The 13,784-nt window shown below is 47.5% G+C and carries 9 protein-coding genes; 6 read left to right on the forward strand and 3 right to left on the reverse strand.

Annotated elements, in window-relative coordinates; translation table 11 throughout:
- The first annotated feature begins 282 nt into the window (after positions 1-282).
- Positions 283-1,557 (forward strand): CinA family nicotinamide mononucleotide deamidase-related protein, encoded by a 1,275-nt coding sequence (locus K5Q99_RS10160; protein ID WP_220776789.1) that lies wholly within the window; start codon positions 283-285, stop codon positions 1,555-1,557.
- 91 nt (positions 1,558-1,648) lie between these two features.
- Here the strand turns inward: K5Q99_RS10160 and K5Q99_RS10165 are convergent, their stop codons facing one another.
- Both K5Q99_RS10165 and ppc read right to left on the reverse strand, forming a co-directional pair.
- Positions 1,649-2,194 carry a YceB family lipoprotein gene (locus K5Q99_RS10165; RefSeq protein ID WP_106649095.1) on the reverse strand — a complete coding sequence of 182 codons (546 nt, stop codon included), beginning with the start codon at positions 2,192-2,194 and terminating at the stop codon, positions 1,649-1,651.
- Complete coding sequence (ppc, locus tag K5Q99_RS10170; RefSeq protein WP_106649096.1) at positions 2,194-4,863, reverse strand: phosphoenolpyruvate carboxylase; 2,670 nt, start codon at positions 4,861-4,863, stop codon at positions 2,194-2,196. Before ppc ends, K5Q99_RS10165 begins: the two co-directional genes overlap by 1 nt.
- Positions 4,864-5,483: 620 nt before the next feature.
- On the opposite strand from ppc, the gene argC reads away from it, so the two are divergent.
- The 5 genes from argC (at position 5,484) to argH (ending at position 10,972) form a co-directional block, all read left to right on the forward strand.
- Positions 5,484-6,464, forward strand: coding sequence for an N-acetyl-gamma-glutamyl-phosphate reductase (gene argC, locus K5Q99_RS10175; protein WP_220776790.1), 981 nt, complete (start codon positions 5,484-5,486; stop codon positions 6,462-6,464).
- Positions 6,465-6,495: 31 nt separating this feature from the next.
- Positions 6,496-7,278 (forward strand): acetylglutamate kinase, encoded by a 783-nt coding sequence (argB, locus tag K5Q99_RS10180; RefSeq protein ID WP_220776791.1) that lies wholly within the window; start codon positions 6,496-6,498, stop codon positions 7,276-7,278.
- Positions 7,279-7,290: 12 nt separating this feature from the next.
- A complete protein-coding gene (locus tag K5Q99_RS10185) occupies positions 7,291-8,196 on the forward strand; it encodes an ornithine carbamoyltransferase (protein WP_220776792.1) in 906 nt (301 codons plus the stop codon).
- Positions 8,197-8,256: 60 nt separating this feature from the next.
- Positions 8,257-9,495 carry an argininosuccinate synthase gene (locus tag K5Q99_RS10190; RefSeq protein WP_220776793.1) on the forward strand — a complete coding sequence of 413 codons (1,239 nt, stop codon included), beginning with the start codon at positions 8,257-8,259 and terminating at the stop codon, positions 9,493-9,495.
- 109 nt (positions 9,496-9,604) lie between these two features.
- Positions 9,605-10,972 (forward strand): argininosuccinate lyase, encoded by a 1,368-nt coding sequence (argH, locus tag K5Q99_RS10195; protein ID WP_220776794.1) that lies wholly within the window; start codon positions 9,605-9,607, stop codon positions 10,970-10,972.
- 102 nt (positions 10,973-11,074) lie between these two features.
- Here the strand turns inward: argH and K5Q99_RS10200 are convergent, their stop codons facing one another.
- The gene (locus K5Q99_RS10200; RefSeq protein ID WP_106649102.1) at positions 11,075-13,609 is read right to left on the reverse strand and encodes a penicillin-binding protein 1A; all 2,535 of its coding nucleotides are present in this window, start codon (positions 13,607-13,609) and stop codon (positions 11,075-11,077) included.
- Positions 13,610-13,784 lie beyond the last annotated feature (175 nt).

Genomic DNA, 13,784 nt, shown 5'->3' on the forward strand with positions numbered 1-13,784 from the left:
GGATATGAGGACATAGTGGATGCCTGCAGCCAGGCATGGAACAGCTTTATCAGTTGTACAAAACGCGTGGTAAAAATGTGCTCTCGGGAATGGGCAAAGGTGACTGAACTTTAATGCGGAATGGTATAATAAGTAATGGCTGTCGATTATTTGTTCGATTATTTTGTCAATGCTCCGATTTTGCTACAGCGATCTTAGTTCTAGATCGATCCTCGCTATTGCTTTTAGTTAAGCGGTTACTTACCTTATGTTTTAATTTGTTGGGGTAGATAAGGATCTGAGATGAAGTTAGAGATGATTTGTACTGGAGAAGAGGTGCTGGCGGGGCAGATTGTTGATACCAATGCCGCTTGGTTTGCCAGTACTATGATGGAGCATGGTGTCGAGATCCAGCGTCGAGTGACTGTCGGCGATCGCCTCGAGGATTTGATTGCAGTGTTCCAAGAACGTAGCTTACATGCCGATGTGATTCTTGTTAATGGTGGCCTCGGGCCGACGAGTGATGATATGTCTGCTTTAGCGATGGCGAAGGCGAAGGGCGAACCATTGGTTGAGAATGCGGAGTGGCGTGAGCGTTTAGAGGACTGGTTTACCCGTAATAACCGTGAAATGCCCTTAAGTAATCTGAAGCAAGCCATGCTGCCAGCCTCAGCTGTGATGGTTGATAACCCAGTGGGAACCGCTTGTGGTTTTAGAGTTAAGCTTAACCGCGCTTGGCTATTCTTTACACCGGGTGTGCCTTTTGAGCTGAAGCACATGGTTACAGAGCAGTTTGTGCCCTTTATCCGCGATGAGTTTAACCTTGATGCTAAGGTTGCCTTAAAGAAACTATTGACCATAGGCCAAGGCGAGTCGGCGTTGGCAGATAAGTTAGAACCGCTAGAGCTGCCAGAAGGCATTACCATTGGTTACCGCTCTTCTATGCCGCATATTGAGATTAAGATTTTTGCCCGTGGCGAGAAGGCGATTGCGGTATTACCTCGGGTCGCTGGGCATATCAAAATGGTACTGGGTACTGCGGTTGTCGCAGAAGATAAAGCCACCCTTGCCGAAGAAATTCATTATAAGCTACTTAACTCCGGCTTGACCTTAAGTGTTGCAGAATCCTGCACTGGCGGCATGATCACCAATCAGTTGGTTGATTTCCCTGGTAGTTCATCTTACTTACAGCACGGATTAGTGACTTATAGCAACGAGTCTAAGGTGCGCGTACTCGGTGTGAATCCTTCAACCTTAGATGATCATGGTGCAGTCTCTATTGCGACTGTGGAAGAAATGGCTAAGGGGGCAAGGCAAATTTTAGACAGTGATTATGCGCTGGCAACCAGTGGAATTGCGGGGCCCGATGGTGGCACAGATGAGAAACCTGTGGGCACTGTGGCGATCGCTTTAGCAACTCGCGGCGGTGTTTATAGTCAGATGATTAAACTACCGAGACGTTCACGGGATCTGGTACGCAGTTTAAGTGCTGCTGTGGCTTACGATATGCTAAGACGTGAGCTTTTAGCTGAAGCTGTGATCGTCGATTATCAGTCGATTGGGCGATTCAGTAAGTAACTCTTATACGGGTATATACCAGTTTAAATCCGCCAACAAAAATGCTCCTGATGGAGCATTTTAACTTCTACAGAGCGACAAAAATGGCAGATTATTTAGTGAACTTAAGCATTAATTTGCCTGGGGCAACTTGAATGCTTTCGGTCATTTTTGCCATCAGTGCTTGGTTACTATCCTTAGTATCCAGCACATACACAGGCTGGTTTTCTAAGAATTGTCTTAGATAGCCCATTACCTGCGGCGTGGCACTGCTGATGGCTTTTTCAATATCTTTTGGTGTTGACTCCACTTTGACTAATTCGAGCTGGCGCAGATAGACACTGTGCGTTGCGCTGTCATACCAAGGCTTGGCTTCGAAAGTCGTAGTGAGTTTGGCACTCAATGGAAAGATCGGATTCTTAATTGATACTTGCGTTGCGGCACTTACGCTCATAGTGTCAGGTTTTGCACCTAGCTTGACACTAATGTCGTTAATGCGTACTTCTGCGCCAACTAATTGATTGCCTTGTTTAATCTCAAAATGGATCTCTTTACTGAGGTACTGCTCCATTTCGTGCTCGCTGATACTGTACTGCGAGACGCAGCCGCCAAGCAGTACAGTCAGTCCCAAGCAAATCGTGCGGGAAAGTTTTTTCATTAACCAGTGTTTCTCATACCCGCTGCCACACCTGCAATAGTCAGCATTAGCGCTAATTGCACATGTTCAGACGCAGGAGTTTCGGTTGTTTCCTTACGTGTCCGCGCTAATAGCTCGGTTTGTAAGAAGTTTAATGGATCGATATACGGATTTCGCAGTTTAACTGATTCGCGATTCCACGGTGTATGCGCCATTAAACTATCCGATTTTGTCAGCTCAAGCACGACTTTAATGCCCAGATCTAAGCGTTGGCGCAAGGTTTCGCCTAAGTGATGCAATTCCTTAGGTACTAAACAGGTTTCGTAGTAGCGGGCCAAATTAGGTTCCGCCTTGGCGTACACCATTTCTAGCATTGAAATGCGAGTGCTGAAGAAGGGCCATTCCCGCTCCATGTCTTGCAGTAAACCCATTTCACCGCGTTCACTGGCGGCTTGTAGTGCTTCACCTGCGCCGAGCCATGCGGGTAACATCAAGCGGTTTTGCGACCAAGCAAAAATCCATGGAATGGCTCGCAGACTTTCGATCCCACCATCGACACGACGTTTAGCTGGACGGCTGCCGAGTGGCAGTTTTCCTAATTCCACTTCTGGCGTTGCCGCGCGGAAATAAGCCACAAAATCAGGTTCATCACGCACTATGCCACGGTATGCACCCACTGATTCTTCAGCGATACGTTGCATGCAATTGCGCCATTCTTGTTTAGGCTCTGGCGGTGGTAATAGGGTTGCTTCCAATACGGCCGAGGTATACAGGGCTAAGCTTTGAACCGCGAGTTTTGGCAAGCCAAACTTGAAGCGGATCATTTCGCCCTGCTCAGTCACACGAATGCGGCCATCTACCGAACCTGGTGGTTGCGATAGGATTGCTTTGTGTGCAGGACCACCCCCGCGACCAATGCTGCCACCACGGCCATGGAATAGCGTAAGCTTGACGCCCGCTTGTTTACAGACGGCCACTAACTGTTCTTGAGCGTGATACTGAGCCCAAGCCGCCGCCATAACACCGGCATCTTTAGCGGAGTCAGAGTAGCCAATCATGACCTCTTGCATGCCTTTGGTATAGCCACGATACCAGTCAATATCGAGCAAATCGGTAATACAGGCCGCGGCGTTGTTTAAGTCGCTTAGGGTTTCAAACAGTGGCACCACGCGCATTGGATGCGAACAGCCCGTTTCTTTGAGCAAGAGTAAAACCGTTAAGACATCCGATGGCTTACCCGCCATCGAAATCACATAGGATCCAAGTGCTTTAGCCGGATGTTTAGCAATCAAACGACAGGTATTAAGCACTTCGGCCACATCGGCTGAGGGTTGCCAGTTACCTGGGATCAGTGGACGACGGTTGCTGAGTTCGCGTAATAAGAAGGCTTGCTTCTCAGTCTCGTCCCAATGGTTGAAATCACCCATGCCGAGATAGCGAGTTAACTCGGCGAGCACATCGCTGTGACGGCTGGCATCTTGGCGAATGTCGAGCCTGAGCATATGAATGCCAAAGCAGGCGAGACGGCGGAGAATGTCGAGCAATAAACCGTTGGCAATTAAGCGCATACCGCAGTCGGTTAAACTCTTATAGAGCATTTCTAGCGGCGCTTTGAGATCACTTTCTTGCCAAATCAGACTCGACTTATCGACTTCAGGATTGTGGCCTTCGATGCGCGCATTTAAATAATCTATGGTATCGCGCAGTCTTTGACGAATGGAGCGCAACACGTGGCGGTATGGCTCGCAGCTGTTATTGGTATAAGCCTTTAACTCATCATTGGCTTCTTCCATCGACAGTTCACCGACCAGCAGCACGATATCTTTTAAGAATAATCTGGCGGCAGCATGGCGGTTACGATCGAGCACCTCTTGGGTGACTTTGGCAGTTACAAACGGGTTGCCGTCGCGATCGCCGCCCATCCAGCTTGAAAAGCGCACTGGCGCGATATCAATCGGTAATTGCTGGCCTGTGCGTTGCTGCACTCGGTCGTTAAGTTGTCTTAAGAAGTCAGGCACCGCATGCCAGAGTGACTCTTCAATGGTGGATAATCCCCAGCGAGCCTCATCTACTGGAGTTGGACGCTCGCGGCGGATCTCATTGGTGTGCCATATTTGCGCGATTAATTGGCGCAGGCGCAGATTGATCTGTTGACGTTCTCTATCCGACAGTTGGTCGTTTTCTTGCTCTGTTAAGCAGTCGACAATGGCGGCGTATTTTTGGATCAGGGTGCGACGGGAAATTTCAGTGGGATGCGCTGTCAGCACTAGATCGATATCCAGTGTCTTAAGGCAGTCGAGCATTTTCGTTTGGTCTACACGGCCATTTAACATGCGGCCTAGCAGCTGTTCCACGGGATCTGGCACACAGACGAGTTCGTCACAGTTGCGGCTAATGGTATGAAATTGTTCAGATAAATTAGCTAAGTTGAGGAACTGGTTAAATGCCTTTGCAAACGGAACTAATTCTTCGTCTGGCAGGGCGGTGAGTAACTCGAGCATTTGCTCTCTAGCGGCTTGATCGCCCCGGCGTGAATCTTTAGCAAGTTTACGGATCTGTTCAACCTTCTCGAGAAAGGAGTCCCCGAGGTGGGTGCGCATAGTGTCACCGAGGATTTGTCCTAACATACTCACGTTTGATCTTAATGACGCATACATATCTGTCATATTGTCTGCCTTGGTTACAACCATAGTTACTCCGAATAGAAAAACATGAAAATCCTGCCGTACATTTAGCCCGTTAGCACAATACCTATCACTTGGGGCTATGGTCAACAGCAGAACTTATAACTTATACGACTGGCTTATCTAATATGCAACCAATCGCAATGTTCATTGAGGAATATTCAATATAAATGCGAAGCTACGCAATATTTTGTGATGATTAGCGTAAGTGAATATGAAGTGCATCATTTTAGGTTTTGCAGTCATGTATCTTAGCTGTTAATAAAAAGGACTAATTTTGCATAAATTTGCCACGGATAACTGAGTTATTAACGAGTTAGCTGAATAAGTGACTGGCTGGTCAGATCGGCGTTTTAGTAAAAAACATAAAAATAAATTAAAAATATATATTCACATATATTGCATAATTAGATATTTGTGGTAGTCTAGCCTGCAGTTGAGATGAGTCACCCTCTGTGACCTGTAGAGTAAATATCATGATTCAGAGCATTAACCTGACAGTGAATAAAATAACAACCAATTACGATTTCCTGCGACGATAATCTTGTCATCATAGATATGCGCGGATGCGTGTACGCTATTCATCTATTCTTTAAGTTTGTTTGATTCGGTTAATAAGACAACACATGAAAAATATCGCCATTATTGGTGCCAGTGGTTACACAGGCGCACAACTGACCGCTTTAATCCATGCAGAAGCAGAACTGACGATTCAGGGTTTGTATGTTTCTGAAAACAGTTTAGATAAAGGTAAGCCTTTAGCGGATTTGTACCCTAGCTATAGCCATATCGCATTAACGCTGTCGCCATTGTCCGATGACGCTAAGGCAAAAATCGTTGCCGAAGCCGATGCCGTGGTATTAGCGACTGAGCATTCAGTGAGCTTACATTTAGCCGCTTGGTTTTATAGCCAAGGGTTAGCGGTATTCGATTTAAGCGGTGCTTATCGTTTCAGTGATGTGGCGCAATATCCTAAGTGGTATGGCTTTGAGCATGAATATCCTGAAGTTTTAACCAAAGCCGTATATGGCCTTGCCGAATGGAATGCTAAAGAAATCGCGGCGACTAAGATGATTGCCGTGCCAGGTTGTTATCCAACTGCATCACTTACAGCGTTAAAACCGCTGGCGAGTTTACTGACATCGGCTTATCCGGTGATCAATGCTGTGAGCGGCGTAACGGGTGCGGGCCGTAAGGCGCAGTTACACACCAGTTTTTGTGAAGTGAGCCTGACACCTTACGGCGTATTAGGCCACAGACATCAACCCGAAATCGCCACTCAGCTTGGTCAAGAAGTGATATTTACCCCGCACCTTGGCAACTTTAAGCGTGGCATCTTAGCGACCATTACCGTGCAGCTAAAACCAGGCACAACGACTGCCGATGTGGCAGCGGCCTATAGCGTGTATGACAAGGCGCCATTGGTAACCGTAAAGCACAATCAGTTCCCTAAAGTGGACGATGTGGTGCTGACACCCAACTGCCATTTAGGTTGGAAGTTTGATGAGAATAGCGGTTACTTAGTGGTAGCCAGTGCCATCGATAACTTGATGAAAGGTGCTGCCAGCCAAGCGCTGCAATGCATAAAGATTCATTTTAACCTTTAATTGTTCATCCTTATTTAAGAGAGTCGTCAAGATGTCTACAAACAACTCAGTATTAGTGCTTAAAGTGGGCGGCGCGCTGCTGCAATGTGAAATGGGGATGGCGCGATTGATGGATACGGCTGCGGCTATGTTAGCCAATGGTCAGCAAGTGTTGATGGTGCATGGCGGCGGCTGTTTGGTGGATGAACAGTTAGCGGCTAACGGCATGGAAACCGTCAAGTTAGAAGGTTTACGTGTGACTCCGCCTGAGCAAATGCCGATTATTGCCGGCGCACTTGCGGGCACTTCGAACAAAATTCTGCAAGGTGCAGCGACTAAGGCTGGGATTGTGAGTGTGGGCATGAGCCTCGCCGATGGCAATACTGTATCGGCAAAGATTAAAGATGAACGTTTAGGCTTAGTGGGCGAAGTCACGCCAAACGATGGCACTTATCTTAAGTTTATCCTCGCCCAAGGTTGGATGCCGATTTGTAGCTCCATCGCCATGATGGACGATGGCCAAATGCTTAACGTCAATGCAGACCAAGCGGCGACGGCATTAGCCAAATTGGTGGGCGGCAAGTTAGTGCTGCTGTCGGATGTGTCGGGTGTGCTCGATGGTAAAGGCCAACTCATCCACAGTTTAAATGGCAAGCAGATTGTAGACCTTGTAAAGCAAGGTGTGATCGAAAAGGGAATGAAGGTCAAAGTTGAAGCTGCGCTCGAAGTCGCGCAGTGGATGGGGCAGGCGGTACAAGTTGCCTCGTGGCGTGATGCAAGCCAATTAATCGCATTAGCAAAAGGTGAAGCCGTAGGAACACAAATCCAACCATAAGTGGAGTAGGTTATGAAGCATTTACTATCGATAAAAGAGTTAACCCAGCAGCAGTTACTCGATCTGATTGCCTTGGCAAAAACGATCAAAGCCAATCCGGCTGAGTACCGCCACGCGCTGGATGGTAAGAGTGTGGTGATGTTATTTGAAAAGCCATCGCTCAGAACCCGCGTTAGCTTTGATATCGGTATTAATAAGCTCGGTGGCCACTGTTTATACCTAGATCAGCAAAACGGTGAGCTAGGTAAACGGGAATCGGTTGCTGACTTTGCTGCTAACCTGTCCTGTTGGGCCGATGCGATTGTGGCGAGAACCTATTCGCACACCACCATTGAACAATTAGCTGAGTTTGGCTCAGTGCCCGTGATCAATGCGCTGTCAGATCTTTATCATCCTTGCCAAGCCTTAGCTGACTTTTTAACACTGGCAGAGCAGTTTGAGGATGTCAGCAAAGCTAAATTAGCTTATGTTGGTGATGGTAATAATGTCACTCACTCGCTGATGTACTGTGCGGCTATTCTCGGTGCCACCATGACAGTGATCTGCCCTGCGGGTCACTTTCCTGATGGCTACGTAGTGGCAGAAGTGCAAGAGCTCGCTAAGCGATATGGCGGTAAGCTGGTACTGACTTCAGATATCGATGCGATTGAAGGCCACGATGCGATTTATACTGATACTTGGATTTCAATGGGCGATCCCACTCCGCTAGCGGATATCAAAGCGAAGTTTGCACCATACCAAGTCAACAAAGCTTTGATGGCGAAAGCGGGCGCTAACTTCTTTATGCATTGTTTGCCCGCCCACCGTGGTGTAGAAGTAACAGATGAAGTGATGGACGGTGCTGGCTCCTTAATTCTGCAACAAGCCGAAAATCGGATGCATGCCCAAAATGCGGTACTGGTAACCTTATTTAGTTAAATTAACCCTGTTTAGCAGCCTGTTTTCTCCTAGGTGAGAAACGAGTCATAGGAATTTAAGATGTCTATCGAGATAAAAAATACTGGCGTGAAAAAAGTGGTTTTAGCCTATTCAGGTGGTCTAGATACCTCGGCCATTATTCCTTGGTTAAAAGAAAACTACGATAACTGTGAAATCATCGCATTCTGCGCCGATGTCGGCCAAGGCGAAGAGGAGCTGGTTGGCTTGACTGAAAAAGCCTTAGCTTCGGGCGCATCAGAATGTCATATCGTCGATCTAAAAGAAGAATTCGTTAAAGACTATATCTACCCAACGATTGCGAGCGGTGCGATTTACGAAGGCACGTATTTACTTGGTACGTCAATGGCGCGTCCTATCATTGCCAAGGCGCAGGTTGAAGTGGCCCGTAAAGTAGGCGCCGATGCTCTGTGCCACGGTTGTACAGGTAAAGGGAACGACCAAGTGCGTTTCGAAGGTTGCTTCGCCGCCTTAGCACCTGATTTAAAAGTGATTGCACCGTGGCGTGAATGGACTATGCAGAGCCGTGAAGATCTGCTGGCCTATCTCGCCGAGCGCAATATCAAGACATCAGCGTCAGCGACTAAAATCTATAGCCGTGATGCCAACGCTTTCCATATTTCCCATGAAGGTGGTGAGTTAGAAGATCCATGGAACGAGCCAAGCAAAGGCGTATGGACACTGACTGCTGATCCTGAAGATGCACCGAACAAGCCTGAATATGTGTCGCTAGAAGTAGCACATGGCCGTGTGACTAAAGTGAATGGTGAGGCATTAACACCCTACGGTGTGCTGATGACATTAAACGCGATTGCTGCGCCGCACGGTGTGGGTCGTATCGACATCACTGAAAACCGCTTAGTCGGCATGAAGTCTCGTGGCTGTTACGAAACCCCAGGCGGCACTGTAATGTTCGCGGCACTGCGTGCGATTGAAGAACTGGTACTCGACAAGACTAGCCGTAACTGGCGTGAGCAGGTGGGTGCACAAATGGCGCATCTAGTGTATGACGGCCGTTGGTTCACGCCTCTGTGTAAGTCACTGCTGGCGGCATCTGAATCACTGGCTGAATCAGTGAACGGTGAAGTCGTTGTTAAACTCTACAAAGGCCAAGCGACTGCGGTGAAGAAGCGTTCACCCAACAGCTTGTACTCCGAAGCGTTTGCGACCTTCGGTGAAGATCAAGTGTACGATCAAAAACATGCAGAAGGCTTTATCCGCTTGTACTCGTTAGCGAGCCGCATCCGCGCACTCAACGCTAATGACGTTAAGGGTAAGTAATAGGTCGTTAAAGAGGGCGCCTAGCGCCCTTTTTTGTTTCTAGGTTTTGATCCGGTTTTTTGATTCAGATGAGTCGATTTCAAATCAGCAGTGTGTAAGGGGAGTTAGCATGGCTTTATGGGGTGGAAGATTTCAGGGCGAAACGAGCGCGCTATTCAAATTATTCAACGATTCGCTACCCGTGGATTATCGCCTGTTCGAACAGGATGTGGTCGGTTCTATCGCTTGGGCCGATGCGATTGCTAGCGTAGGTATTATTACTGCCACTGAATGCAGCGACTTGAAAAAAGCACTCAATGATTTACTGGTAGAAGTGAATGGCGATCCAGCGATTATTCTCGTCTCGGGCGCCGAAGATATTCACAGTTTCGTCGAGTCTGCCTTGATTGCCAAAGTGGGCGATCTCGGTAAGAAGCTGCACACTGGCCGTAGCCGTAACGATCAAGTTGCCACCGATTTAAAGCTTTGGTGTCAATCCGAAGGCAAAGCATTACTCGCGCGCCTTCACAGCTTACATGCTGAATTACTGGCGTTGGCAGAACGTGAGTTTGATGCGGTAATGCCAGGTTACACTCACTTGCAGCGCGCCCAACCTGTGACATTTGGCCACTGGTGTTTAGCCTATGTAGAAATGACTGAGCGGGATATCAGCCGTTTAGCCGATGCGTTAATCCGTGCGAATACCTGCCCATTAGGTTCAGGCGCCCTTGCGGGTACAGCTTATAAAATGGATCGCCATGCACTGGCTGCTGCGCTGAACTTTGCCTCGCCGACGCTCAATAGTCTCGACAGTGTGTCAGACAGAGACCACGTGGTTGAACTTTGCTCAACGGCATCGATCAGCATGATGCACTTAAGCCGTATGGCTGAAGACTTGATCTTCTTTAACTCAGGTGAAGCCAACTTTATTTCCCTGAGTGATGAAGTGACCTCGGGTTCATCCCTGATGCCACAAAAGAAAAACCCCGATGCGCTGGAGCTTATCCGCGGTAAAACGGGTCGTGTATATGGCAGCTTAGTGGGTATTCTAACCACCATGAAAGCGCTGCCTTTGGCGTACAACAAAGATATGCAGGAAGATAAAGAAGGCCTGTTTGACGTGGTTGATAGCTGGGCAATTTGCCTCGATATGGCGGCGTTAGTGTTATCGGGTCTGAAAGTTAATCGTCCTAATGCGCTGTTAGCTGCGCAGCAAGGTTATGCCAATTCTACTGAGCTTGCTGATTATCTTGTGTCTAAAGGTATGCCATTCCGTGAGGCGCACCACGTTGTGGGTGAAGTGGTGGTTGCCGCGATAGCGAAGCAAATTCCGCTGGAGGATTTCTCCTTAGCAGAGTTAAAAACCTTTGCCGCTATCATTGAAGATGATGTTTATCCAAACCTGACTATTGAAGCTTGTTTAGCGAAACGCGACGTGCTCGGTGGTACTGCATTGCCACAAATTCAACAGGCGATAGCGGCGAAAAAAGCCCGCTAAGGCGAGTTGTTCAAATCAGCAAGCCAATAAAAAAACGCGACTTAAGGTCGCGTTTTTTATTGGGTCATTCCGAGTCGCGGCAATGACTTTTTTATGACTCGTTTATTGGAATAAATCATCGGTTGGTGCATCGATGAAAAGGTTATTTTCATCCTGCGTTTCACTAATGTATTCCTTTGGCTCAGTGCCCGAGATGAAGTACTCGAACGCACTGGTATAGTCGGTTTTACGGGTAAGTTTACCTGTCGCTAAATCGATGCGTACCGAAACTATGCCTTCTGGCGGAATCGATGTGCTTTCAGGTGTGCCTTGTAAGACACTGTTCATAAACTCGTTCCAGCCCGGACCTGCAGTTTTCGCGCCCGCTTCGGCGCCAGTTATCTGATCTTTTTCGCCATTGGCGTTCCATGCTGTTCTGCCTAGTTGTCGACCGTGATCGTCGAAACCAACCCAGAATGTACTAGTGAGTATCGGGCTAAATCCACTGAACCACGTATCGCGAGATTCGTTAGTTGTACCCGTTTTACCTGCAATATCATGACGCTTTATCAATCTTGCTGCGCGCCAAGCTGTACCTTGCCAACCCGTGCCTTTGCTCCAATCGCCGCCCCCCCAGATCACGCTCTTTAATGCTTCGGTGATGAGGAATGCCGTTTGTTCTGAAATGATCTGAGGTGCAAAGCGACCCGTTTGTTCGAAACACTGAGCAACGGGCGCACTCGGTTCTGTGCTGCTATCTCTACTAACACTGAACGCCATAGGATCGCTCGGTGTTACAGGTTGGCTAAGGCTTTGGCTAGGTTTACAGGCCAATGTTGGATTGGCTTTTTCAATCACATTGCCGTAGGCATCTTCGACGCGATCGATATAGAAAGGCTCGAGTAAGAAACCGCCGTTAGCAAACACGTTAAACGCAGTAACCACTTGTAATGGTGTTACTGAAGACGAACCTAAAGCTATCGACTCGTTACGCGGTAAGTCATTAGGATCGAAACCAAACTTAACCAATTCTGCAATGGTGGCATCGAGCCCAACATGGCGCATTGCACGTACAGACATCACGTTAATTGACTGCGCTAAGCCAACACGTAAACGGGTTGGGCCGCCATAGATATCTGGCGAGTTTTTAGGGCGCCATGCAGTACCTTGGCTGATATCGGGTTTATTGATTGGTGCATTGTTAATTAGGGTTGCTAAGGTAAAGCCTTTCTCTAACGCTGCAGCATAAATAAAAGGTTTAATGTTTGAGCCTAATTGCCGTTTCGCTTGAGTGACGCGGTTGTATTGGCTTTGGCTAAAGCTATATCCGCCAACTAGAGATCGAATCGCACCATTTTGTGGGTCGAGTGACACAGTCGCGCTGGCAACTTCTGGTACTTGCGATAACTGCAAATATTGACCGTTATCACGGATCCAAATACGTTCACCGACCTTGAGCATGTCAGAGGCTGACTTAGGAACGCTGCCTTGACGCTTATCGGTAATAAATTTACGCGCCCACTTCAGACCATCCCAAGCAATGATTTTAGTTTCGCCCTTGGCGGTCATGACGCTGGCTTGTTGATCTGCCACGCTGATGACGGCTGCGGGTTGCAGTTCTTGAATCGAAGCCACCTTAGCAAGTTCAGCCTTGATTTGAGCTTGTTCTGGTTTCTCGTCTGTCCACAACACAGCGGCAGGACCACGATAGCCATGACGCTCATCATAGGCATAAACGTTATTGCGTAGCGCTTGTTGAGCCTTCAGTTGTATATCCGATGAAATGGTCGTGTAGACGTTGTAGCCATTGGTATAGGCTTCTTCTTCACCGTACTTTTGCACCATATAATCCCGAGCCATTTCAGAAATATACGGGGCATAGAGATCAATTTCGGCGCCGTGGTATTTAGCAATCAGCGGTTCTTGTAAAGCGGCTTGGTATTCAGCTTGGCTGATATAACCTACTTCATTCATCCGCATGAGGACGACATTACGGCGAGCGACAGCACGAGAAGGTGAGGTCACAGGGTTGAGTGTTGAAGGCGCTTTGGGTAAGCCGGCGATCATACTCATTTCTGAGAGTGTAAGATCTTTAACATCTTTACCAAAATAAACCTGTGCAGCGGCACCAACACCATAGGCGCGTTGGCCTAAGTAAATGCGGTTCACATAGAGTTCTAAAATCTCATCTTTGGTAAGTAATTCTTCAATGTGATAGGAAATAAAGATCTCCTTCACTTTACGAATAATCGTTTTGTCGCGGGTTAAGAAGAAGTTACGTGCGACCTGCATGGTAATGGTACTCGCACCTTGCTTCTTCTCTCCTGTGGTTAGCATGACTAATGCTGCGCGAAGTACGCCAACAGGATCAATACCACCATGTTCGTAAAAACGCGCATCTTCAGTTGCAATAAATGCTTGAAGCAAGGGTTTTGGTACTTCGTCTAGCTTCAATGGAATGCGACGCTTCTCACCAAATTGTGAAATAAGTTTGCCGTCACTGCTGTAAATGCGTAAAGGTGTTTGAAGTTGCACATTTTTTAGTGTTGAAACATCTGGCAAATCCGGCAAAACATAAAAGTATGCTGCCACAATGGCGCCTACGCCCAAAAGGGCTAGACTGAATAGTGCTATAACAATACGTTTTAACCACTTCACCAAAATTTATCCTAATGTTCCGTTAAGTGCGACAGTATATAAGGCGTACACCTCTTGGTGAAGTAAAAACGTGAGAAGCCTAAAATAGCATTTGTAAAATCATGAAACATTCGATACAAGTAAGTATAACAAGTTGATTTTGTGCTAATCTCTTTTACTGAAATATAAATAAAAA

This window comes from Shewanella hafniensis, from assembly GCF_019655335.1.
In the GTDB taxonomy this organism is placed as follows: Bacteria; Pseudomonadota; Gammaproteobacteria; order Enterobacterales; family Shewanellaceae; genus Shewanella; species Shewanella hafniensis.